Annotated in this window: 19 protein-coding genes, 1 tRNA gene and 2 pseudogenes; 9 read left to right on the top strand and 13 right to left on the bottom strand. The window is 70.2% G+C overall.

Features of this window, described 5'->3' with window-relative positions; genetic code table 11:
* Nucleotide 1: 1 nt before the first annotated feature.
* The 5 genes from ACZ7MF_RS26575 to ACZ7MF_RS26555 form a co-directional block, all read right to left on the bottom strand.
* On the bottom strand, nucleotides 2-2,020 hold the full coding sequence (locus tag ACZ7MF_RS26575) for a copper resistance CopC/CopD family protein (protein ID WP_471480341.1): 2,019 nt from the start codon (nucleotides 2,018-2,020) through the stop codon (nucleotides 2-4).
* A gap of 13 nt (nucleotides 2,021-2,033) precedes the next feature.
* The gene (locus ACZ7MF_RS26570; protein WP_471480339.1) at nucleotides 2,034-2,525 is read right to left on the bottom strand and encodes a copper chaperone PCu(A)C; all 492 of its coding nucleotides are present in this window, start codon (nucleotides 2,523-2,525) and stop codon (nucleotides 2,034-2,036) included.
* Nucleotides 2,522-3,172, bottom strand: coding sequence for an SCO family protein (locus ACZ7MF_RS26565; protein WP_471480337.1), 651 nt, complete (start codon nucleotides 3,170-3,172; stop codon nucleotides 2,522-2,524). Before ACZ7MF_RS26565 ends, ACZ7MF_RS26570 begins: the two co-directional genes overlap by 4 nt.
* 132 nt (nucleotides 3,173-3,304) lie before the next feature.
* Nucleotides 3,305-4,066 carry a YcnI family copper-binding membrane protein gene (locus tag ACZ7MF_RS26560; protein ID WP_471480335.1) on the bottom strand — a complete coding sequence of 254 codons (762 nt, stop codon included), beginning with the start codon at nucleotides 4,064-4,066 and terminating at the stop codon, nucleotides 3,305-3,307.
* A 127-nt stretch (nucleotides 4,067-4,193) separates the two neighbouring features.
* Complete coding sequence (locus tag ACZ7MF_RS26555; RefSeq protein WP_471480334.1) at nucleotides 4,194-5,027, bottom strand: hypothetical protein; 834 nt, start codon at nucleotides 5,025-5,027, stop codon at nucleotides 4,194-4,196.
* 241 nt (nucleotides 5,028-5,268) lie between these two features.
* Between ACZ7MF_RS26555 and ACZ7MF_RS26550 the strand changes: the two genes are divergently transcribed.
* Nucleotides 5,269-5,733: an ATP-binding protein gene (locus ACZ7MF_RS26550; protein ID WP_471480332.1), complete on the top strand. Its 465-nt coding sequence runs from the start codon at nucleotides 5,269-5,271 to the stop codon at nucleotides 5,731-5,733.
* Nucleotides 5,734-5,802: 69 nt separating this feature from the next.
* Here the strand turns inward: ACZ7MF_RS26550 and ACZ7MF_RS26545 are convergent, their stop codons facing one another.
* Together ACZ7MF_RS26545 and ACZ7MF_RS26540 are read right to left on the bottom strand one after the other, a co-directional pair.
* Nucleotides 5,803-7,278 carry an aminopeptidase P family protein gene (locus ACZ7MF_RS26545; RefSeq protein WP_471480330.1) on the bottom strand — a complete coding sequence of 492 codons (1,476 nt, stop codon included), beginning with the start codon at nucleotides 7,276-7,278 and terminating at the stop codon, nucleotides 5,803-5,805.
* Between the two features lie 143 nt (nucleotides 7,279-7,421).
* Complete coding sequence (locus ACZ7MF_RS26540) at nucleotides 7,422-8,855, bottom strand: PP2C family protein-serine/threonine phosphatase (RefSeq protein ID WP_471480328.1); 1,434 nt, start codon at nucleotides 8,853-8,855, stop codon at nucleotides 7,422-7,424.
* Nucleotides 8,856-9,513: 658 nt separating this feature from the next.
* Between ACZ7MF_RS26540 and ACZ7MF_RS26535 the strand changes: the two genes are divergently transcribed.
* Together ACZ7MF_RS26535 and ACZ7MF_RS26530 are read left to right on the top strand one after the other, a co-directional pair.
* Nucleotides 9,514-10,179 carry a bifunctional DNA primase/polymerase gene (locus ACZ7MF_RS26535; RefSeq protein WP_471480326.1) on the top strand — a complete coding sequence of 222 codons (666 nt, stop codon included), beginning with the start codon at nucleotides 9,514-9,516 and terminating at the stop codon, nucleotides 10,177-10,179.
* A 55-nt stretch (nucleotides 10,180-10,234) separates the two neighbouring features.
* Nucleotides 10,235-10,900 (top strand): hypothetical protein, encoded by a 666-nt coding sequence (locus ACZ7MF_RS26530; RefSeq protein ID WP_471480324.1) that lies wholly within the window; start codon nucleotides 10,235-10,237, stop codon nucleotides 10,898-10,900.
* Nucleotides 10,901-11,144: 244 nt separating this feature from the next.
* On the opposite strand, the gene ACZ7MF_RS26525 is transcribed toward ACZ7MF_RS26530, so the two are convergent.
* From ACZ7MF_RS26525 to ACZ7MF_RS26515, 3 genes are all read right to left on the bottom strand, one after another.
* Nucleotides 11,145-12,110, bottom strand: coding sequence for a DUF5926 family protein (locus tag ACZ7MF_RS26525; protein WP_471480322.1), 966 nt, complete (start codon nucleotides 12,108-12,110; stop codon nucleotides 11,145-11,147).
* A gap of 804 nt (nucleotides 12,111-12,914) precedes the next feature.
* Nucleotides 12,915-13,553: an ATP-binding protein gene (locus ACZ7MF_RS26520; RefSeq protein ID WP_361016378.1), complete on the bottom strand. Its 639-nt coding sequence runs from the start codon at nucleotides 13,551-13,553 to the stop codon at nucleotides 12,915-12,917.
* Nucleotides 13,554-13,680: 127 nt separating this feature from the next.
* On the bottom strand, nucleotides 13,681-14,508 hold the full coding sequence (locus ACZ7MF_RS26515) for a glycerophosphodiester phosphodiesterase family protein (protein WP_356866708.1): 828 nt from the start codon (nucleotides 14,506-14,508) through the stop codon (nucleotides 13,681-13,683).
* A 262-nt stretch (nucleotides 14,509-14,770) separates the two neighbouring features.
* Between ACZ7MF_RS26515 and ACZ7MF_RS26510 the strand changes: the two genes are divergently transcribed.
* Nucleotides 14,771-16,333 (top strand): S1C family serine protease, encoded by a 1,563-nt coding sequence (locus ACZ7MF_RS26510; protein WP_471480320.1) that lies wholly within the window; start codon nucleotides 14,771-14,773, stop codon nucleotides 16,331-16,333.
* 139 nt (nucleotides 16,334-16,472) lie between these two features.
* Here the strand turns inward: ACZ7MF_RS26510 and ACZ7MF_RS26505 are convergent, their stop codons facing one another.
* On the bottom strand, nucleotides 16,473-17,366 hold the full coding sequence (locus ACZ7MF_RS26505) for an NADP-dependent oxidoreductase (protein WP_471480318.1): 894 nt from the start codon (nucleotides 17,364-17,366) through the stop codon (nucleotides 16,473-16,475).
* A 71-nt stretch (nucleotides 17,367-17,437) separates the two neighbouring features.
* Between ACZ7MF_RS26505 and ACZ7MF_RS26500 the strand changes: the two genes are divergently transcribed.
* Both ACZ7MF_RS26500 and ACZ7MF_RS26495 read left to right on the top strand, forming a co-directional pair.
* Nucleotides 17,438-18,028: a TetR/AcrR family transcriptional regulator gene (locus tag ACZ7MF_RS26500; RefSeq protein ID WP_471480317.1), complete on the top strand. Its 591-nt coding sequence runs from the start codon at nucleotides 17,438-17,440 to the stop codon at nucleotides 18,026-18,028.
* A gap of 63 nt (nucleotides 18,029-18,091) precedes the next feature.
* A tRNA-Ser gene (locus ACZ7MF_RS26495) sits at nucleotides 18,092-18,178 on the top strand.
* 431 nt (nucleotides 18,179-18,609) lie between these two features.
* Here ACZ7MF_RS26495 and ACZ7MF_RS26490 read toward each other — a convergent pair.
* Complete coding sequence (locus tag ACZ7MF_RS26490; RefSeq protein ID WP_471480315.1) at nucleotides 18,610-19,365, bottom strand: GntR family transcriptional regulator; 756 nt, start codon at nucleotides 19,363-19,365, stop codon at nucleotides 18,610-18,612.
* Between the two features lie 383 nt (nucleotides 19,366-19,748).
* Here ACZ7MF_RS26490 and ACZ7MF_RS26485 point away from each other — a divergent pair, with 383 nt between their 5' ends.
* The gene (locus ACZ7MF_RS26485) at nucleotides 19,749-20,867 is read left to right on the top strand and encodes a GmrSD restriction endonuclease domain-containing protein (protein ID WP_471480313.1); all 1,119 of its coding nucleotides are present in this window, start codon (nucleotides 19,749-19,751) and stop codon (nucleotides 20,865-20,867) included.
* A 10-nt stretch (nucleotides 20,868-20,877) separates the two neighbouring features.
* Nucleotides 20,878-21,522 carry an MAE_28990/MAE_18760 family HEPN-like nuclease gene (locus ACZ7MF_RS26480; RefSeq protein ID WP_471480311.1) on the top strand — a complete coding sequence of 215 codons (645 nt, stop codon included), beginning with the start codon at nucleotides 20,878-20,880 and terminating at the stop codon, nucleotides 21,520-21,522.
* Nucleotides 21,523-21,828: 306 nt separating this feature from the next.
* On the opposite strand, the pseudogene ACZ7MF_RS26475 reads toward ACZ7MF_RS26480, so the two are convergent.
* A pseudogene (locus tag ACZ7MF_RS26475) lies at nucleotides 21,829-22,165 on the bottom strand (NUDIX hydrolase).
* Nucleotides 22,166-22,298: 133 nt separating this feature from the next.
* Here ACZ7MF_RS26475 and ACZ7MF_RS26470 point away from each other — a divergent pair.
* Nucleotides 22,299-22,481 (top strand): annotated as a pseudogene (locus ACZ7MF_RS26470) (tyrosine-type recombinase/integrase); the annotation flags it as partial.
* Nucleotides 22,482-22,652 lie beyond the last annotated feature (171 nt).

Below are 22,652 nucleotides of genomic sequence, written 5' to 3'. Positions count from 1 at the left end.
TTCAGCCGATCTGCGTGTTCTTGGAGATGGTGACCTGGTCGATGTCGGAGGTCCGCACGGTGACGGCGACTTCCCAGTCTCCGGCCATCGGGATCTGCACTCCGCTCGCCGACCAGTGGCCGGTGGTGATGTGGTCGGGGGCGACGGGCAGCGGCCCGATGTCCTTGGCCTTCTGGGTGAGGGCCACCTTCACCTCGGGAATGTCGAAGGCGGTCCCGTCCGGGCGCTCGACGTAGAGGTGCAGGTCGTTGGCGCCGACCCGGGCGGGGTCGAGTTCCACCCGTACGACTCCCTTGCCGTTCTGGCTGCCGGTGTCGAAGGGCATGTCCAGCGTCACCGCCCCGGTGGAGGGGGCGGAGGCGGCCGCGGAGGACCCGCCGGCGGCCTTGGCCTCCTCCTCGGTGCGGCCCGGCTCGGTCTGGGTCAGGACGGTGGTCACCACCAGCAGGACGACCGCGATGCCCGCCTCGGCGAGCACGGAGCGGCGCAGTCCGAAGCGGTTCGGATCGGCGTCCCGTTGCCGCTTCTGGCGGGCCGCGTCCACGGCCGCGCGCTGCCGGGCGAGCTGTGCGGCGCGCTGGGAGCCGCCGGAGCCCTTCGCGGTGCTGGAGCTCTTCGCGGTGCCGGAGCCCTTCGCGGTGCTGGACGCCTTCTCGGCGACCTTCGCGTTCCCGGACGTCTTCGTGCCCGTGCCCGCCTTCGCGGACGCGGTTCCGGACGCCTTCGTGGACGCCTTCGCGGCCCGCTTCTCCGCGCGCCGTGCAGCCGAAGCCCCGGCGACGGCGGGTATCGCCTCCGCCAGCTGTGCCGTCCACCGCCGCGAGAAGTAGGCGACACCGACGAGTACGGCGACGAGCCCGATCTTCACCAGGAGCAGCTGCCCGTACCGGGTGTCGGTGAAGGCCGTCCAGGAGCCCAGCTGCCGCCAGGACTGGTAGGTGCCGGTCACCACCAGCGCGATCACGCTGCCGAAGGCGATGCGCGAGAACCGGCGTACGGCGAGGGCGGGCACCGGTGTGTCCGCCGGAGCGCGGTACAGGGCGACGAGCAGCGCGGTGAGCCCGCCGAGCCAGGTGGCGACGGCGATCAGGTGGACCACGTCGACCGGCATGGCGAGTCCGGCCTGGAGGCCGACGGAGGCGTGCTCGGACATCGCCCAGGTCGCCGCGAGGCCCGCCGCCACGACGCTGCCGCCGACCGCGAGCCCGAAGGTGAGGTCCCGCTTCTCCTCGTCCTCCCGTTTGTCGTACGCGCCGAAGAGCACGGCGATGAACAGCGCGGCCGCCGCGAGCAGCAGCAGCCGGGAGACCAGCGCGGCGCCGGCCTTGGTCTGGAGGACCTCGCCGAGCAGGTTGAGGTCGAAGACGTCGGCGAACTTCCCGGAACCGGTGTACGAGCCGCGCAGCAGGAGGAGCAGGAGGGTGGCGGCGGTCAGCGCGAGCCACCCGGAGACCACGACCCGTTGCAGGACGCGCACCCCGGAGCCGCGCGGCCAGCAGGCCAGGACGAAGGCGGCGCCGCCCACCAGGACGGCGAACCCGGTGTACGACACGTACCGTCCGACGCCGTACAACCCGCCGACGAAGCCGCCGCCGGCCGACTGCCCGGAGACGGTGACCGAGGTCTCGGAGGGGGCGCCGACGGAGAAGGTGTAGGCGCCGGCGACCGGGTGGCTGTCGGCGGAGACGACCTGGTAGGTCACGGTGTACGTGCCGTCGGGCAGCCCGGCGTGCAGTTTCACGGAGTACGTGGTGCCGCCCGTGCCGGACGGCCTGCCGTCGTCGACGCGCTTGCCCTTGGGGTCGAGGACGCGCAGTGAGTCGTCGTCCATGGAGACCGACTCGGAGAAGGTGAGCGACACCTGGGCCGGAGCCCTGTCGACCACCGCCCCCTCCCGGGGGTCGCTGCCGGTCAGCGCGGCGTGCGCGGAGGCCGGTCCGGCGCCGGCCAGCAGTGCGCAGGCCGCGGCCAGGAGCAGCAGCACCAGGGTCCGGAGGCGCGGGGCGATGGTCTGCGTCAAGGTGGTCCCTCCCTCAGTGTCCGGAGTCTTCGGAGTGCCCGGAGTGTCCGGTGGTGGGCTGGTAGGTGGCCGCCTTCACGGGCAGCTTGACCGTGACGGGGTCGGAGTGGGCGAAGTGCAGTTCGACGGCGACGGACTGGCCCTGCTTCGGCTGTTGCTTCAGCTTCTCGAACATCAGGTGGTTTCCGCCGCTCTTGAACACGAGTTGACCGTGCGCGGGGACTTCGAGGCGGTCGACCTCCTTCATGGTCCCGTCGACGGTCTCGTGCACGGTGATCTCGCCGGCCTCGCTGGTGACGGAGGTCAGTTCGTCGGCCGAGTCGCCCTCGTTGGTGATCGTGAGGAATCCGGCCGCCATCGAGTCGGAGACCGGCTGCGGTATGTAGGCGGCGTCGACCGAGAGTTCGGCACCGGAGGCCGCGGAGTCGGAGCCCGAGCCGCCGCAGCCCGCGAGCGTGAGGGCGCCGATCACCGCGACGGCGGCGAGGGCGGGGCGTCGCCTCACGGGTTCTCCCCCTTGATGAGCTTGGGGAGGTCCTTGGTGTAGTCGTCGACCGTGGCGTCCTCGCCGTACAGGACGTAGCCCGCGTCGGACTTCGGGGAGAAGGCGACGACCTGGGTGCCGTGGGTCGAGACGATCTTGCCGTCCTTGTCCTTGGTCGGCGGGTCGATCGAGATGCCGAGCGTGCGGGCGCCGGCCTGGATGGTGTCGAATTCGCCGGTGAGTCCGACGATCTGCGGGTCGATGCCCTTGAGCCACTTGCCGAGCGCGGCCGGGGTGTCCCGCTCCGGGTCGGTGCTGACGAACACGACGCGGAGCTTGTCCTGCTCCGCCTGGGGCAGCTGCTTCTTGGCCACGGCGATGTTGTTCATGGTCAGCGGGCAGACGTCGGGGCAGTGGGTGTAGCCGAAGTAGATCAGGGTGGGCTGGCCGGCGGTCTGCTCGCGGAGGTCGTACTTCTTTCCCTGGGTGTCGGTGAGGACCAGGTCGGGCTTCTCGAAGGGCTTGTCGAGGACGGTGGCTGCCTGCTGGCTGTTGTCCTCGGAGACCACGGTCACAGGCTTGTCGCTGTCGGCGCCGCTGCCGCAGGCGGACAGCGTCAGGCAGGCGGCGGCGAGCAGGGCGGCCGTGGCGAACGTCTTCTTGCGCATAGAAAAATGTCCCAGATGTGAGGTGCACCGGTGCGCGCCGGGGTCCGTCGGAGGACCGGCGGACGGTGTCCGGCGCGCACCGGACGAGAGGATGCGCCGGCGAGGTCACGCCGACGCACCGGCACGGCGCTGTTACGCCGCCGCGCCGGAGTCGCGCCGGCGGCCCGCCAGCACGCCGTAGCCGACGCCCGCCGCGCCGACGACGATGCCGACGATGCCGAGGACCCGGGCGGTGGTGTCACTGCCGTCGCCCGAGCCGGAGTCCGACGACGAGGCGTCGGCGGCGGTGTTCTGCGCGTCCGCCCCGGTGTCCTCGGCCTTCGCGTCCGAGGAGCCGGACGCGCCGTGGGCGTCGTCCTCGGCGGCGGACAGCTTGAGCACGGGCGCCGGGGTGTCGGGCTCGTCCTGGCCCTCCTGCGGCACCTCGATCCAGCGCACGACCTCCTTGTTGGAGTACGTCTGGATCGCCTTGAAGACCAGCTGGTCGGCGTCCTCGGGCAGCGCGCCGATGGAGACCGGGAACTTCTGGAAGTAGCCCGGCTCGACACCCTTGCCGTCGGCGGTCCAGGTCACCTTGGTGACGACCTCGGTGAGCTGCTTGCCGTGCGACTCCAGCGGCTTGTCGAGCTTGGACTTGGTGACCTCGGCCTTCCAGCCGGGGACCGGCTGCGGCATCACGGACGCCAGCGGGTGGTCGGTGGGGAAGTTGACCTCCAGCTTGGTGGTGGAGGCGTTGTCGCGTTCGTTGGGGACCTTGAAGTCGACGACCGCGTAACCGCCCTTGGCGGCCGCGCCCTCCGGCTGCACGCTGACGTGCGCGAAGGCGGGGGCGGACAGGGCGAGGACGGCGATGCCGGACACGGCGCCGGCGGCGGCGATACGGGAAGCCTTCATGGACGGAGTGCTCCGCTTCGTGGGGACACCGGTGCTGGGCCGGTGCCGGGTGACAGGAGGAATGCGCGCACGCGCGCGTGCCGCACGACGGCGGCCCCTCCCGAAGCGGGACGGCGGTCGCGTCGTGTCAGGCGGCGAGGGCGAACGCGTCACCCGGCGGGCCGCGCCTGATGACGGTGTGCTGGAGCGCGGTGGCCCGGGGCCGGGGCGGCACCCACAGGGTGGGCCGCGGCGGACGCGGACCCGTACCGGGGGCGCCGGCCAGCCCGGCGTGCAGGGCGCGCACCAGGGAGAGCGCCGCGCGCAGGGCGCGGACGAAGGCCGCTTCGGCCATGGACTGGGCCGAGTGCGCCGACAGTTCGACGAGCCGGGCGACGGCCAGGTCCCCGCGCCGCAGCAGCCAGCCGGCGGCCACGGCCGCGAGGACGTGGCCGAGCAGCATCGGCAGCGACGGCAGCAGCGAGGCGGAGGCACCGGCGGACAGCGCGTCGGCCGGACTGTGCGCCACGCCCGCGTGGACGTCCGGGCTGATCCGCGCGTCGGTGAGGATCCGCTGGGCCTGGGTCGGGCTGATCGCCGCCGCGGTGGTCCCGCAGACCAGCCGTGCGGCCTGCTGGACCAGGGAGGCGTCGGACAGCGCGCCCGCCCCGCCACCGGTCCCGGCGGCCGTGGCCGCGGCGGTGCCGTGCTGGCCGAGACCGAACAAGGCGTGCAGTGCGGTCTGTCCGACGGTGAGCAGCACTGCGATGCCGGGCAGCGAGCGCCGGCGGCCGGCGAGCGGCACGGCGACCAGGACCACCCCGAGGAATCCCGCGCCCAGCGACCACGGCGGAACGGTGGCGCAGGAGGCCAGGGTGTGCCCCGCCGCGGCCAGCACGACGCAGACCGCGGCGAACACCGCGGCCCGCAGGATCCGGAGATCGTTCCCGGAGCGCGCCGTTGGCGGGTGGGGGGCAGTCATGGCGGGCTCATCATCGCACTCACGACCCGCACGCCGTACGGCAGGTCCACAAGGTGCCGTACGACCGGAACGTGGGGACAGGCGCGGAAGGTCACATTCTGTTCCGGGCCGCCCCGCATACACCGATCGGCGGCGGCGACGCATCCGCCAGATGAGCGGTGTCACGGGTGCGGCGTGCTTACGCCACGCCGTGAGGGGCAATACGTATCGGTATGTCGAGCCGCGGCCGGGAGGCTGGAGCATGAGCATCTGGTGGTCACTCCATTTGCGGCGCGAGGCTGCGAGCGTGCCCCTGGCCCGCCGCCTGCTGATCGGCACCATGGAGACCGCGGGCGTGGACCCGGACATCTCCTTCGACCTCTCCGTCGCCCTGAGCGAGGCCTGCGCGAACGCCGTCGAGCACGGCGGGGACGACGGGTCCGGCGGTCCCGGCGAGGCGTACCGCGTCACGGCCTACCTGGACGGCGAGCGGTGCCGGATCGAGGTCGCCGACACGGGCCCCGGTTTTCCCGCCCACGCCCCGGGCGGGCCGCACGGCGTGAGTCGCCCGGCGTCCCCGGAGGCGGAGAGCGGTCGCGGCCTGTGTCTCATCCGGGAGCTCGCCGACCACGTCCACATCGGCAGTGCGCCGGGGCGGGCCGGTGCCGTCGTGAGCTTCGACAAGGTCCTCAAGTGGCGCGAGAACGCCCCGCTGGTGGCGGTGTGACGGCAGGGTCCGGACACGCCGACGGCCGGGCACCCGCGTGGTGCCCGGCCGTCGTACGGCAGGTGCGGGTCAGCCCTTCAGCGCGGCCATCCACTCCTCGACCTCGTCCGACCGGCGCGGCAGCCCGGCGGACAGGTTCCGGTTGCCGTCGGCGGTGACGAGGATGTCGTCCTCGATGCGCACGCCGACGCCCCGGTACTCCTCGGGCACGGTCAGGTCGTCGGCCTGGAAGTACAGGCCCGGCTCGACGGTGAGCACCATGCCGGGCTCCAGCGTGCCGTCGACGTACGACTCGACGCGCGCGGCGGCGCAGTCGTGGACGTCCATGCCGAGCATGTGGCCGGTGCCGTGCAGCGTCCAGCGGCGCTGCAGACCCAGCTCGAGGACGCGCTCGACGGGGCCCTCGACCAGGCCCCACTCGACGAGCCGCTCGGCCAGCACGCGCTGGGACGCGTCGTGGAAGTCGCGGTACTTGGCGCCGGGCTGCACCGCCGCGATGCCGGCCTCCTGGGCGTCGTACACGGCGTCGTAGATCTTCTTCTGCAGCTCGCTGTACGTGCCGCTGATGGGCAGCGTGCGCGTCACGTCGGCGGTGTAGTACGTGTGCGTCTCCACGCCCGCGTCGAGCAGCAGCAGGTCGCCGGAGCGGACCGGGCCGTCGTTGCGGACCCAGTGCAGGGTGCAGGCGTGCGGGCCCGCGGCGCAGATGGAGCCGTAGCCGACGTCGTTGCCCTCCACGCGCGCGCGGAGGAAGAAGGTGCCCTCGATGTAGCGCTCGCTGGTCGCCTCGGCCCTGTCGAGGACCTTCACGACGTCCTCGAAGCCGCGCACGGTCGAGTCGACGGCCTTCTGCAGCTCACCGATCTCGAAGTCGTCCTTGACCAGGCGGGCCTCGGACAGGAAGACGCGCAGTTCGTCGTCGCGCTCGGCGGTGACCTTGTCGGCCAGGGCCGCCTCGATCCCGGCGTCGAAGCCGCGCACGACGCGCACGGGGCCGGTGGCCTCGCGCAGGCTGCCGGCCAGCTCCCGGACGTCGGAGGCGGGGATGCCGTACAGCTCTCCGGCCTCGGTCAGGGAGTGGCGCCGGCCGACCCACAGCTCGCCCTGCCCGTCCAGCCAGAACTCGCCGTTCTCCCGGTCCGAGCGCGGCAGCAGGTAGATCGTCGCGGTGTGGCCGTCGCCCGCGGGCTCCAGGACGAGTACGCCGTCCTCCGTCTGGTTGCCGGTCAGGTACGCGTACTCGACCGAGGCGCGGAAAGCGTACTCCGTGTCGTTGGAGCGGGTCTTCAGGTTGCCCGCGGGGATCACCAGGCGCTCGCCGGGGAAGCGGGCGGACAGGGCGGCGCGGCGGGCGGCGGTCTCGGCGGCCTGGGGGATCGGCTCCAGGTCGTGCAGCTCCGTGTCGGCCCAGCCGGACTTCATGTTCTCGGCCAGCTCGTCGGACACGCCCGGGTACAGGCCGTTCTTGCGCTGCTTGATGGGCTCCTCGGTCTCCTCCGGGGTCTCCGGGATCTCCGGATTCTCCGGTGTGAGCTCCTCCGCCACGGTCATCCTCCTCGATACGGCACTGGACCACCCCCATCGTACGGTCGTACGGAAGGGGGCCCAGGGCCGAAGGGCCTGTTACGCCCCGTTACGCCCCGTGCGTCACCGTCCGTTATGCGAGGCGGGCGGGGCGTAGGTGTCCGCTATTCGAACCGGACGGCCAGCAGGACGACGTCCTCCTCGGAGTCCGCCTCCGCCTTCCCGTCGGGCAGCACCGTGCGCAGCACGTGCTCGACGACCGTGTCCGGGTCCTGCCGGGCGGCCCGGGGGACGCCGGCCGCCGCGGCGTGCAGCCGGGCGAAGGCCCGGTCGGCCGGGTCGCCGGTGCGGTGCAGCAGCCCGTCGGTGTAGAGGAGAACCGTCTCTCCGGGTTCGGCCTGGAGCTCCACGCTGGGCGCCTCCCAGCAGGCGAGCATGCCGAGCGGCGCGGAGAGGGAGGTCTCGACGAACTCGGTGCGCCGCTGACCGATCAGCAGCGGCGGGCTGTGCCCGGCGCCGGCCAGGGTGATCCGGTGCAGCGCGGGCTCGCAGTAGCCGAACAGCGCGGTGGCCGAGCGGGCGGGCTCGGTCAGCCGCAGCAGCAGCTCCAGGTCGGACAGCACGGCGACCGGGTCCTCGCCCTCCATCACGGCGTACGCCCGCAGCGAGGCGCGCAGCCGCCCCATCGCCGCGACCGCGCTGGGCCCCGACCCGGTGACGGACCCGACGGAGAGGCCGAGCGCCGCGTCCGGCAGCGGCAGCGCGTCGTACCAGTCGCCCCCGCCGAGCGGACCGGTGCGGTGCCGGGCGGCGAGCTGCACGCCGGGCACCCGGGGCAGCCGGGAGGGCAGCAACTCCTCGGCCATCGTCGCCATGGACGTACGGGTGCGCTCGACCTCCAGGAGGCGTGCCAGGTGCGGGGTGGCGTACCGGACGTACAGGCCGGCGAGGTGACGCTGCCGTTCGCCCGGTTCGGCGGGCTCGTCGTAGAGCCAGACGGCGGCGCCGAGGCGCGCGGTGCCCTCGGCGGAGAGAGGGAGCGCGTAGCTGGCGGCGTAGCCGAGGCGGGCGGCGACCTCGCGGTGGCGGGGGTCGAGGGTCTTCTCGGCGAGCAGGTCCGGTTCGGCGACGCCGTCCTCGTCGACCGGCGGTCCGTCCAGAATCCGCCCGTGGGGCAGGGCACTTCGGGGCACGGTCTCGATGTGGCCGAGATCGGCGCGGGCGAGCCCGAGGCCGACGGTGGTGTCGGGGCCGAGGCCGTCGGCCGGTTCCAGTGCGACGAGGCCGCGCCGGGCGCCGACCAGGGCGGCTCCGGCGCGCAGCACTTCCTGGAGGCCGTCGGCGAGGGTGCCCGTACGGACCAGGCGTTCGGTCAGTTCGTGCAGGGTCGTGAGGTCCGAGACCCAGCCGGCGAGCCGGTCCTGGAGCAGGGCGCCGGGGGCACAAGGGGCGCCCGAGGCGTCCGTGACGGCTGCGGCGTCCGACGTAGGGGAGTCGGCCGCCGGGGAGGTGTCCGCGGCGGCGGGCGCGACAGTGTGTGCGGGGGACGGAACCGTTGAATCGATTCCGGCCACTTTCGCAGGGTGCGGGGCGTTCATGGCGTCCGGCCTCCCGACCGGCGCTTACTGCTCAAAAGCATCGCAAACCCCCATGTCATTCTGCGCCGCCAGCAGTGTCTCCACATGTACACGCACTCGTAAGGGGATGTCCAGCATTGTCCTGCCGGGATTCCTGGTGTCCATGGGGTGTGAGCGGCCTCCTTCTCGACCCCTTGCGGAAAAGCGAAATTGGCTTGAAACTGCCCCAGGGGACGCCTTGTTGCGGTCGACTGGGGGTGCTTCACGGAGCGTCACAGCGGTCGTGATGGGTACGTACTCGGAGAAGACCGGGGGTGGTTGGGGGCCACCTGGAACCCGGCGACGGACCCGGGCGTCCTATCCACCGACGACCGTGCCCCATCCTCCCGTGGCGGAGGCGAAGAGAAATACGCGCGACGGCAAAACGCCAGACTTCGCCACCCCCGCGCCACGCCTCTGCTCATGCCAGACGCAGTGGCCGGTACCGTCACGGACGAAGTCAGTGCTCGACGTGCTCGACCCACAGGGGTTTCCCTTGCCCTTGGCGGAGGTGTTCCTCGTGGGAACGCCCCTCGGCAGGGGTGTGATGCGCCACCAGCAACGCACAGCGAAGTGATCGACACATGGTGTGAAGTGACCACGGTGTTGCCAGGCGTGCAACGGAAAGGAACGAGCGCTCATGCGCGAGATCCTCGGAAGGCGACGCAGGCTCCTGTCCCGGCACGACGACGGGCAGCCTGAGCTGATCGGCGCGGCCCTGACCTACGCGACACAATGGCAGTGGCCCGTACTCCCGGGCGCGGCGGCGGACCCGCGGTCGCGGTCGCGCTGCGGCTGCCCCGACCCCGAGTGCACGGTGCCGGGCGCGCACCCCTTCGACCCCGGTCTCCTCGCGGCGACCACCGACGCGCGCATGGTGCGCTGGTGGTGGGCCAACCGGCCGACCGCGCCGATCGTCCTGGCCACCGGGGGCAGCGCCCCGTGTGCCGTCTCCCTGCCCGCCCTGCCGGCCGCCCACGCCCTCGCCGCGCTCGACCGCGCCGGGCTGCGGCTCGGCCCGGTCGTCGCCTCGCCCACGCGCTGGTCGCTGCTGGTCAGGCCGTACTCCATGGAGCAGCTGGGGGAGCTGCTCTACGCCAAGGACTTCGTCCCCGGCTCCCTGCGCTTCCACGGCGAGGGCGGCTACCTCGCGCTGCCCCCGTCCGAGACCGGCACCGGCACCGTCCGCTGGGAGCGTGCGCCGCTGCCCGGCTCCGCCTCGCCCTGGGTGCCCGACGTGGAGGCCGTGGTGGATGCGGTGGTCGACGCCCTCACTCGTACGGGTGTGAGCGCGCCCGAGTTGTAGGGGTGTCCGGCGCGCGCCGGGTCCGCGCCCGCCCCGGGTCGTTATCGTCCGCCCCATGCCGCTTCATGCAGGGGAGCACCGCGCCGTCCGACCGCACCGCGCCGGGACACGCCGCGGCAGGCCGGACCGACGGCGGATCCGTCTGTACGGGCTCGTGGGGGTCGTGGTGTGTGCGGTCGTACTGCCGTTCGCGGTGGCGTCCGCGGGGCCTCCGGGCGACGACACGGACGGGGAGCCCCGGGTGACGGTCCCGCTCCTCGCCCGGGGCGGTGACGGCAAGGCGTCCGCGGTCCCGGCCGCGGAGGGGGCCGTACCCAGCCGTGCGCCGCTGCCGCCCGGCCCCGCGCTGGCCGCGCGCTGCGGCCCCGAACTCACCTCCCCCGCGGGTGTCGAGGCGCAGACCTGTGTCCTGGCCCGGGGTGCGGAGACCTGGGCGCGGACCTACTACCGCAACGCCACCGGCGGCCCGCTCGAGACCGTACTGAGCCTCCTGGGGCCCGACGGACGCAGCGTGCGGATGCGCTGTGCGGTGAGTGCCGAGGACGCGCCGGGCACCTGCGAGACGCCGCCGGAGGACACCGGCGGCGCGCGCCGCGGCGGGTTGGCGGGGTACTCCGCGGTCGCGGAGTTCGCGCGCCGGGCCGGGTACGGGCCGCTGTTGCTGCGCGCCGGGAGCGGTGCGGCCGAGGACAGCAACCACCCTGCGGAAACGGGGAGTTGACCGGCGGCTGCGGTGCGTGTGCGAACGAGCCATGGAAAGACCCGGTTGCTGGCGACGGGGGATGCACCAGCAACCGGGCTACTGAAACGGTAACAAGAGATCGGCGGTTAGCAAATTCGATCTCCTGTTTTCCGGTCACCGACTGGCTTGTCTCTACCGGGAGTTGTGACCGCAGTCACCCGTCCACGGGCCGCCGCTCCGGCTGACCGGTCGGTCAGCCGGGGGCGGCCGGTGCGGCTGTGCGTCAGCTGAGAGTGACCTGTCGGTTGGTCAGGCCGCCGCGCGCCCGGCGCTCGTCGTGCGTGAGCGGAGTATCCGTGGCCAGCGCCTCGGCGAGCCGCTCGGCGAACTCCGCGGCCGGCTTCTCGATGTCCTGCGCGGTGACCTCGCTCGGCAGGTCCCACACCGGCACCGTAAGACCGTGGGCGCGGAAGGAGCCGACGAGGCGGGTGCCCTCACCGAGGGACGACCGGCCCGCGGCGTGCAGCCGCGCCAGAGCGTCCAGAAGCCGCTCCTCCTCGTGCGGCATGACCCAGCGCAGGTGGTTCTTGTCCGGGGTCTCGCACCAGTAGGCGGCGTCGACCCCTTGCAGCCGGACGGTCGGGATGGCCGCGGCGTTGGCCCGCTCCAGGGAGGCGGTGACGTCCGGAGTGGCGTTCTCCGGGTCCGGCACCCAGAACTCGAAGCCCGAGTGCACCTCGGGCTCGAAGGCAGCCCCGGGCGCGAGCAGGTCCTGCAGCCGCGGACCGTCGGCCGGCGCGCGGCGGCCCTGCACCGGGGTGCCCGGGTCGGCGGTCAGCGCCCGCGCGAGGGTGTCGGCGAGGTCGCGGCTGATGTCGCCGGACGCCGTGTCGTTCTGCAGGCCGAGGAGGACCGAGCCGTCGTCGCGGCGCAGGGCCGGCCAGGCCATCGGCAGCACCGTGGCCAGCGTGACGGAGGGGACGCCCTCGGGCAGCCCGTCCCGCAGAGTCAGCCCGACCGTGGCCGCCGGCACCAGCTCCCGCAGCGCCACCCAGTCGCACTCACCGGCCAGCCCTTCGAACGGGCGCTGCACCAGCGCGGTCGTGGCCTGCGCGGCGGTCCGGCCGTGACAGGCCTTGTACCGGCGGCCGCTGCCGCAGGGGCAGGGCTCGCGGGCACCGACGACCGGGACCTCGGCATCGTCGAGCTGGGGCCGCTTGGCCTTGGTCTGGGGTCGCTTCTTGGCCATCGTGGGTGTCTCCCGGTTACGGCTCTACTCGTACGGGCGCGAGCCTAGCCGTTCCCACAGCGGCCGACGGGACCCTGTGGACGACGGGCCGCCTGTGGACAACTCGCCCCGCCCGGCACGGAACCCGGGCCGCCGGGTCGGCCCGGGGCGTCGAAGGGATCGGCCCGGACCGTCGAACGGGATGGCCCGGGCCCCGTCGGATGCCGGGTCGGATCCGTCCGCCGAGGGGCGCGTCGGCCTGGGCCGTGAAGAGGCGGGGGGGGGCTGGTCGCCGCACGGTGGATCGGCTCAGGCCGTCGGGAGGCCGGTCAGCCCCTGGTCGTCGTATGGCGGGTCGGCTTCGGCCGTTGAACGGCGTGTCCGCTCAGGCCGTCGGGAGACCGGTGACCCCTGGCCGTCGAGCGGCGGTCCGCTCAAGCTGTGGGGAGACCGGTGACCCCCGGCCGTCGAGCGGCCATCCGCTCAAGCTGTGCGGAGGTCGGTGACCCCCGGTCGTCGCATGACCGGTCGGCTCCGGCCCTGGAGAGGGGGGTGGGCCCGGTCGACGAGAGGCGGTGGGCCCCGGTCGTCGAGAGGTGGGGTCAGCCCAAGTCGCCGTACGACGGGTCGGCCCGGGCCATTGAACTGCGGTTCGCTCAGGCCCTTGGGCGGCCGGTCACCCTTGGTCGTCGTATGGCGGGTTGCCTTCGGTCGTCGAACGGCGGGTGGGCCCACTGGTCGTCGAACGGTGGGTGGGCCCGTCGGTCGTCGGGAGGCGGCTCGGCCTGGTCGTCAGGCGGCGGGCCTGGTCGTAGGGAGGCCCGGTCATCCCAGGTCGTCGAAGGCGTCGGCGAAGTCCAGGCCGGGGATCTCCGACACCGCCGGTGCCGAGATCCGGGCGGCGAAGTCGTCGCGCCGGTGCCCGGCGTCGGGGTCGTGCACGTCGTCGTGGACGACGACCCAGACCGTGACCTCCCCGCGGGCGTCGTCCCGTACGCCCCAGTCGTCGGCGAGCGCCGTGATGATGTTCAGCCCCCGGCCGCCGTGCGCGGTGACCGAGGGGGTCGCCGGAGCCGGGCGGGTCGGTCCGCCGCCGTCCGTGACCTCCACGAGGAGCCGGCCGTCCGCGTCCACCTGCCACGCGGCCCGGACGTCGCCGTCCCCGGCCAGGGCGTCGCCCAGCGGGCGGCCGTGCTTGCACGCATTGCTCAGCAATTCGGAAAGGACCAGTACGGCGTCGTCGATGACCGATTCCGCCACGCCACCTCTGCGCAACTGATCACGCATGCGGTGTCTCGCTTCCCCCACGCCCGCAGGGCCATGGGGCACGGCCATGCTCGACGACGTGGGCACTTCCTGTGCCACCACCAACGCCACCCCCGAGACCTCCTTCGCCCCACGCCACGGTGTGGATGCCCCATCGCCCTGAGCCGGAAACCGGCCGAACCCCGCACGGTGACGCATTCGACACGGTCGAACACGTACCGAACGCGCCGGAGCACTCCCTGTAGTCACCTGGCTGGATCTGGTCGGTGTGGCCGAGACCGGAGAATGGGGCAGCCGGGCCGCCGGGTCAAGAGCCGTGGACGAATCAGCGGCCCAGGTGGTCCAGGACCGCGCGCGGCCGATTGGTGATGATGGCGTCCACGCCCAGGTCGGAGCAGAGATCCACGTCGGCGGTCTCGTTCACCGTCCACACGTGCACCTGGTGGCCGGCCCGCTTAAGGCGCTCGATGTAGGCGGGGTGATTGCGCACGATCCGCATCGAGGGGCCCGCGATCCGGACACCCGCGGGCAGTCGCCCGTCGCGCAGCCGGGGCGAGACGAACTGCATCAGATAGACCGTCGGCAGCGTCGGCGAGGCGGCCCGCACCCGGTGCAGCGACCGCGCCGAGAAGCTCATCACCCGCACCGGGGAGTCCTCGGCCGAGTCCGGTGCGTCGAGTCCGAACCGCTTCAGGAGCAGTAGCAGCCGCTCCTCCACCTGCCCCGCCCAGCGGGTGGGGTGCTTGGTCTCGACGGCCAGCTCCACGCGCCGCCCCGCGTCGGCGACCAGTTGCAGCAGCCGCTCCAGGGTCAGGACGGAGGTCTCCTCCCGGTCCTCGGGCCGGTGCTCCCAGTCGGGCTGCTCGTCGCGCGTGCGCCAGAAATCCCGGGTCCGGCGGGCGCCGAAGTCCAGTGCGGCGAGATCGGCGAGCTCCAGTGCGGACACCGCGCCGCGGCCGTTGGACGTACGGTTGACGCGCCAGTCGTGGACGCAGACGAGGTGGCCGTCGGCGGTCAGGCGCACATCGCACTCGAGGGCGTCCGCCCCGTCCTCGATCGCCTTCCGGTAGGCGGCCAGCGTGTGCTCGGGCGCGTCCTCGGAGGCACCGCGGTGGGCGACGACCTGAATCCGGTGCTGTCGTGCGTGGGTCACCGCGTCATGGTGCCACCGCGGGCGGGTAGACGTGCCATCGGCGGAAACGGCCACGTGTCCGTTTAGTCTTGGATGACCTATGTAAAGGACGGTCGGGGACCCACAGCTACCGCTTATGGTGCTCTGACGGCCCGTGGGAAAAGCTGATGGCATACAAAATCACCAGCACATCCGCATCGCGCCGGACCGTGGAGCAGCGCGTGAGCGTGGCTGAGCGCGACCAGGGTGAGCGACAAACAGCCGTGGAACGAGGAGAGAAGCTGTGAGCACCGAGAACGAGGGCACCGCGGTACCCCCGGCCCCGTCCGCACCTCCCGTGCCGGTGGATGCTCCCGCTGCCTCCGCCCAGCCCCCCGCGCCGCACCCCCCGCATCAGCCTCCGGCCGCCACCCCCGAGACCCCGGCGACTCCCCCCGCCCAGGCCCCGGACCCGGCGTCCCACGGCTCCACTGCTCCCGACGCCTCGTGGCCCCCGCCCCAGCCGCCGGGAACCCCCGCGCAGACGCCCGGCGGCCCGGCGCAGACCCCGACGTACGGCGCGGGCGGAGACAACGGCTTCGGCGACGGCAGCAGCAACGGCAACGGCAACGGAAATGGCTTCGGCCAGGGCTTCGGCGAAGGCCCCGGTGAAGGGGCCGGCGGCGGTGCTGGCGGCTGGGGTGCGGGCGGCTGGGGCTCCTCGTACCAGCAGCCCGCACCGAAGCCGGGTCGCGGCCGTGGCGGTGTGCTCGCCGGTGTCCTGATCGCCGCGCTGGTCGCGGGCGGCCTGGGCGGCGGCCTCGGCTACACCCTGGCCAAGAACAACGACGACAGCGGCTCCACGACGGTCTCCGCCTCCGACACCGGCGGCTCCGTCAAGCGCGACGCGGGCACCGTGGCCGGCGTGGCCGCCAAGGCGCTGCCCAGCACGGTCACCATCCAGGCCGAGGGAAGCAACGGCGAGGGCGGCACCGGCACCGGGTTCGTCTTCGACAAGGAAGGCCACATCCTCACCAACAACCACGTGGTGGCGGAGGCGGTCGACGGCGGCAAGCTCAGCGCGACCTTCCCCAACGGCAAGAAGTACGACGCCGAGGTGGTCGGCCACGCCCAGGGCTACGACGTCGCGGTCATCAAGCTCGAGAACGCCCCCTCGGACCTGAACCCCCTCCCCCTCGGCGACTCCGACAAGGTCGCCGTCGGCGACTCGACGATCGCCATCGGCGCCCCCTTCGGCCTGTCCAACACCGTGACCACCGGCATCATCAGCGCCAAGAACCGCCCCGTGGCCTCCAGCGACGGCAGCGCCGACAGCAAGGCGTCGTACATGAGCGCCCTGCAGACCGACGCGTCGATCAACCCGGGCAACTCCGGTGGCCCGCTGCTGGACGCGCAGGGCAACGTCATCGGCATCAACTCCGCGATCCAGTCGACGGGCAACGGCGGCTTCGGCACCGGTCAGGCCGGCTCCATCGGCCTGGGCTTCGCGATCCCGGTCAACCAGGCGAAGTTCGTCGCCCAGCAGCTGATCAAGAGCGGCAAGCCGGTGTACGCGAAGATCGGTGCCTCCGTCTCCCTGGAGGAGACGACGAACGGCGCCAAGCTCACCGAGCAGGGCGTGGGCGGCTCCGACCCGGTCGAGAAGGGCGGCCCCGCCGACGACGCGGGCCTCAAGCCCGGTGACATCATCACCAAGCTCGACGACCGGGTGATCGACAGCGGTCCGACCCTGATCGGCGAGATCTGGACCCACAAGCCCGGCGACGAGGTCACCGTCACCTACGAGCGCGGCGGCAAGCAGCACACCGCCGAGGTCACCCTGGGCTCGAAGCTCGGCGACGACTGACGCCGCGTTCCGCATCCATCTCGCCACCGGGGGCCGGCCCTCGGTGGCGAAGTGCGTTCAGCGAGGCAGGAGACAGGAGACAGGAGGCAGGAGGCAGGGGGCCCGGGCCGCGAGACCGGACACCGCACTCCGGACAGGCTCAGACGACGAGGACCCGGCGCCCGCGCGTGTGTCCGGCCTGACTGTCGACGTGCGCGGCGGCGGCCTCGGCGAGTGAGTACGACTTCTCGACCGGGATGTGGAGCTTCCCGCGTGAGATCAGGTCGACGGCCTCGGCGAGCGCCGCCGGCACGCTTCCGGCCACACCGGAGAACCGGACGCCGAACTCGGGCGCCCCGAGATCGGCGATGCTGACGACCCGCTCCGGACTCCCGGTCAGCTCGACCAACTCGCGGAGCACACCCGAACCGGCCAGATCGAGAGCGGCGTCGACATCGCCGAGCCGCCGCACCCGCTCGACCCAGCCCTCCCCGTACGTCGTGGCGACGGCGCCGAGGTCGCGCAGGTACTCCTGGTTGGCGGCACCGGCCGTACCGATCACCGTGACGCCGCGCTCGCGGGCGATCTGCAGCACCGCCGACCCGACTCCCCCCGAAGCCCCGCTGACCAGCAACGTCTGCCCGGGCCGCACACCGACCTCCCGAATGATGCGCAGCGCGGTCTCCACCACGGAGGGGTACCCGGCGGCCTCCTCGAAGGTCAGCCCCTCCGGCATCCGCGCCCAGGCCGAGAGCACGGCGAACTCGGCGTAGGTGTCGGCGCCCTCCCCGAACACCCGGTCCCCGACCTCGACCCCGGTGACCCCCTCGCCGACCTCGTCCACCACTCCGGCGGCGTCCAGCCCGACCCCGGAGGGCAACTCGATCGGATGGGCCCCCAGTACCTGCCCTTCCCTGACCCGCCAGTCGACGGGATTCACGCCCGCCGCCCGCACGGCGATGCGTATCCGACCAGGCCCCGCGTGGGGCTCCTCGACGTCGACCAACTGCAGCACGTCCGGACCGCCGAACTCGGCGAAGCTCATTTTCTTCATGCCGCCGAACGTAGCACTAACCGATAGCGTTTCATAACGGTTACTCTTTCCTACCTGCTAGCCTGCGCATCATGACCGTGCAGCAGGCGGGCCGCCGCGAGCGCAAGAAGGCCGCGACCCGCCAGAAGATCGCCGACACCGCGCTGCGGCTCTTCCTGGAACGCGGATACGACGCGGTGGGCATCCGTGACGTGGCCGCCGAGGCCGACGTGGCCGTCACGACGCTCTTCTCCCACTTCGCCTCGAAAGAGGCCCTGGTCTTCGAGCAGGACGAGGACTTCGAGCACCGCCTCACGAGAGCGGTCACCGACCGGCAGCCGCAAGCGCCCCTGATCCCCGCTCTGCGCCACGAGATCCTGGCCCTGGTCCGGCACTGCACCGCGGACAGCGCGGCCCCGATCTGGCGCATGATCGACGCGTCCCCCGCCCTGCGGAAGTACGACGAATCGGTCCGCCTGCGTCACGCGGAAGCCCTGGCCACGGCCATCACCGCCGACCCCACCCTCACCCGGAGCGAAACCGCCGCCCGCACCCTCGCGCGGTTCGTGATCGACGCCTACTCGCTGTCCCGCGAGGCCCCCGATCCCGAGGCCGCCCTCGACGAGATCTTCCCGATGATCGAGGCAGCCTGGGCCGCGGCCCGCCCTCCCCACCCCACGTGAGCCCCGCCCGCCGGACGGTGCCGGTAGGCTGTACCCGCTCCGCCCCAGGTAGGGCGGGGATGAGGTGGGTTGCCCGAGCGGCCTAAGGGAACGGTCTTGAAAACCGTCGTGGCAGCGATGTCACCGTGGGTTCAAATCCCACACCCACCGCAGTTGTTGACGGCCCCTGACCAGGCGTTACGGTCGGGGGCCGTCGTCGTGCGCGCTACCCGCCGATCACCGCCGTTTCCCGCGATTTCCCGACCGATCGGGCACGGATGGGGCACGCGGGGGCACGGCTCCCGGTCTGGTGCTCGCTATGAATTGAAGGCTCAGTCGGGGCTGTTGCAGCCTCGTATGTCGTCGCGCGCGTGAGTGCCGGGTCATCGGAACAACCGTGGCTCGGGGCAGATCTCCAAAGCATCGTCGGGCCGGTCCGCCCACTTCCACCACGCGTGCCCATCGGCACACCTCCACAGCGACCGGCATGCCCGATCACCGTCGTCCCGCCCGGACAAGACCAGCCCACCTGACTTCAGCCCCTGCGAGCAGTTGGGACAGGACATGGCGTCGGTCATACGCTGGCACGCTCCGAATCGGGACTATCGGTTGATGGGGATCTCGTAGACGATCTCGCAGTGCGCGGCGGGCACCACGATGTCCGCCGTCTCGACCGGCCGTCCCTGATCGCAGTAGTACGTCAGTCGGATGTGCGTGACGAGGGCGGCCTTCTGAATGCCAAGGAGTGACGCCTCCTCGGCGGTCGCCTGCCTGGGCTCGGGCTGCTCCACGGCATGGCTGACGGTGATCCCGATGGCGGCCATCCGGTTCACGACGCCAGCCCCGGCGTGCGGCCCTCCCTCGGGGAGGACGACGAGAGTGCCGGCGGTGAGGTCGTACGGCTCCCAACTGGTCGAGAGTTGCACGGGCCTGCCGTCGGCCAGGAACTCGTACGCGGTCCTGACACACAGCTCGCCCTCGGCGATACCGAGCCGGGTGGCGATCTCCGCCGGGGCCGACACCTTGGCGTCCGTCCTGCTCTCCCAGTCACCCTGCCTGCCAACGGCCTTCATGTCTGCCCGGAACGGCGGCCCTTCGGGCTGCTCACGCGCGGACGACCGCACCACGCGAACGCGTTGCCGGGGCTCGGCGACGTAAGTACCCGAACCGGCTCGGCCTTCCAAGACGCCCTGGGAGATCAGCAGCTCTTGCGCCCTGCGGACGACGTTCTCGCCTACGCCCCACTCCTGGCCGATCTGCGCGCGGGAGGGCAGCCGGTCCCCCAGTTCCCACACATGCTCCGCGATCCGCTGCCGTAGCTCGTCGGCGATGCGGAGGTAGGGCGGCTGCTCAGGCATATGGAAAATCTAGTCCACTAGTCCGTCTACTAGTCACCGCTCCCGCTGACCAGCGGACCTGACGAAGACCACGGCTCTGACCAGTTCAGATGCCGTGGGCTTCTGTCGACGTCGGCTGACCTCGGACGGCCCCAGGACGTCCCGGGTGCCTTCCGCAACTGTGGCCACCCGAGGGGCACGACCTCTTCGTCCCGAAGTAACTTGGCCGGCTGCTCGACCTTGGGCGGGAGTGAATCTCACCTGCTACTCGGCTGTTTGTGGTTCTCCGAGCAAGTCAACTGCAGGCTCTGTCGAGGGAAAGAGCGCTGACACCGTGTCTTCCCCCAGTGTGAGGTGGAATGATGACCGAAGTCGTGGACTACCCGAGCTGGAGTGAGCGTGACATGACCCTGCAGGACGAGATCGAGGCTGGTCGTTCGACAGTCAAAGCGGATGCCTACGCAATGTCCATTGGCGAAATCGTGAACTTGTATCGAGATCGCGAATTGGTGATTCGCCCAGAATTTCAGCGACTTTTCCGTTGGTCTCCAGCGAAGAAGTCGCGTCTGATTGAGAGTATCCTACTCGGAATTCCTCTTCCGTCGATCTTTGTCATGCAGAGGCATGATGGAGTTTGGGAGGTGATTGATGGCCTTCAACGGTTGTCAACGATTCTTGAATTTATGGGCGAGTTGAGGGATGAAGAGAAAGGAGAGTTGGAGTCGGCGAGCCGACTCCACGGAACTCATTACCTTCCCGCTCTAGAGGATATGAGCTTTGAGGGTACAGCAGAGGATGACAGTCTGACACCTGGCCAGAGGATCTCCTTTAAAAGGAGCAAGCTGGACTTCAAGATTCTACTGCCAGAGAGTGACGAGAAAGCCAAGTACGAGCTCTTTGACCGGCTAAATTCGGGCGGTGAAGTTGCCTCGGCCCAAGAGGTTAGAAACTGTCAACTGATTATGAAGAATCGTGAGTTCTTCCTTTGGGTTGATGGATTGCGGAATGACCCAGGTTTTACTTCCTGTGCCCTAATTTCTAGTCGAGCCGCCGAAGAGCAATATGACGTTGAGCTCGCGTGTCGCTTCTTGAGTTTGGTGACGAGCGCGCCTCAGGAGCTTCGGGACATGGATAGTGTCGATCTATTCCTGACAGAAAAAATGCTTGGGTTGGCTGGGGATAAAAGCTTCGATAGGACTAGTTGGGGGAAGGTATTTCGTGACACCTTCGATCTTCTGGGTGCGTCCCTGGAAGCTGATAGTTTCAGGCGCTATGACAGCTCAAAGGGAAGGTTCCTCGGGGGTTTCTCGGTTTCGGCTTTCGAGGCCGTTTCGGTTGGTGTCGCGAGCAACCTAGATGCGTGGGCCCGAGTGCAGGAAGGACAGCGGGCAGATACGCTCCGTGAGCGAGTTGAGGAAATGTGGTCGGAGCAATTTTTCCGCTCTCAGGCTCGCGGCGGTGTGCGGGGGACCACGCGGATTCCTGTAACGATCCCGGCAGCCAAGGACTTCTTCCGCCCTTGAGGTCACTCAAATGAAAATCCGCACGACGGAGCATCTTCACGACTTCATTTCAGCGGATCTCAGTTGGAGGAAGAAAGAGCTTAGCGTTTTCAAAGGGCAGGTAGAAAAGGCCGAATCTGGAGTGCGCCCAGCACTTCTACGTGCTTCCATTGCTCTTCTTTACGCACACTGGGAAGGGTTTGTGAAGAACTGTGCGCATGCCTATCTGTGCTATCTCGCTTCCCTCAAATTGAGCTACTTGCAGTTGCGGCCTGAGCTAGCAGCTTTGGCGATGAGGGCAAGATTTGAGGAGTTTGAGGCCACGAACAGATCGGTTATACATGCGACTTTGGTTCGCGATATTCGTGAAGACTCATCGTCTCGCGCCAAGATTCCAACAAGTCGGGACGCGGTCCGAACTTTTTCGAATCTCAACTATGAGCGACTGTGCGACATTCTATGTTCCGTGGGATGTGATTTCTCTCGCTATACGCCCTATCGAGACCTGATTGATGAGCAATTGCTCGCGGCGAGAAATAGGATTGCGCACGGCGAGGAGGATTACATCAGACTTACCGACTGGGAGGATGTGAGGGTTGAAATCATCAAAATGATGGATGACATCTCTACTCAAGTCCTGAATTCCGCGACACAAAAGGGCTATTTGGTTGAATAAAGTTCCGGGCGCTGGTTCTCTGGATCAGGTCGGCGGAGCGGCTTTGGGCTGGAGCAGTCGCGGAGCGAGTGATCTCGGCCTCGTAAGCTGATGGCGAGTCGGGCAGTCTGTGGACCTGCCAGTTGAAGCGCGACGTTGGTGCCGAGATCTCAGAGCTCGCCCCAAAGTGGCTGCTTAAGCCGTGGAACCGACTGTCCTAGCCACAGAGGGGTCTCCCCACTTCACGCCCGCAGCCGCCGAGCGTGCCGCGCCGTAGAGGCGGCGCATGCCCGCGCCGTGCGCGGGCCTTGATGAAGTAGGGAAAGTCTAATCCCGCTGAGATGAGCTGCTTGTGTCTTGTCTCGGTTGATGCTTGCTGCCGTGGCTTCGTACGTGGGCGCCGTTGCCGTCCAATGCATCCAGGGGGCGGATCGCGTAGAACTCGGGCATGCGGTCGCTGGCCTCATCGGCTGTCACCCAGGAGGCGGCTGTGGGCTCACTAGAGGTGCGTTTCGGTGCCGCCGGAGGGCTTGCAGCGAAAGACTAGGGTAACGATGCCTCGGGTGGCGTTCCTGTAGACGCCGGTGAGTTCCTCGACCTCGACGTGCATGCTTGTCTCGTTGTCGGCTCGACAGATCGCCAGGAGGCGGCCGTCTTCGCGCACGGCTACTCCGGCTACGGATACGGAGTGTAGGGGCGGCGGCGTTGCTTCGTGTGGTTGGCCCGTGTACAGGAACGATGCACTTCTTCATGTCACTCATATGCATGAGTGACATGAGTTCAGCATCTGTAGGGGAGACCAGTACGGCGTGATGACCGCCGCGCACCGGCTCGGCCACTCGAATGCCAGCGTTACCACGCGGCACTACGCTCGGCCGGTCGCCGGTCACGAGGACCAGTTGGCCGAGGCAGTGGACTCGTGGCTCGGGGGTCATGGAGACGAGGACGACGGTTCCGCTGCGCTCCCTACCCGTATGTAACCCCAGCTCTCGACGGTGTCCGGATTGGGCCGCGACGGTCCTACCGCCTCGCCAGAGACGCCCTCAGACCAGGAAGCCACTCCGTATGCAGTGGCCCGCAGGTTGACAATGAACCGCACAGGCTGAAGATGCCGGTCGACGGCCACGAGCACCGGGTTGTCCGGGTCATCC

Source organism: Streptomyces sp. NPDC111628, assembly GCF_055635195.1.
The sequence above is the reverse complement of the archived record's forward strand: the minus strand, read 5'-3'. Positions and strand labels throughout refer to the sequence as shown.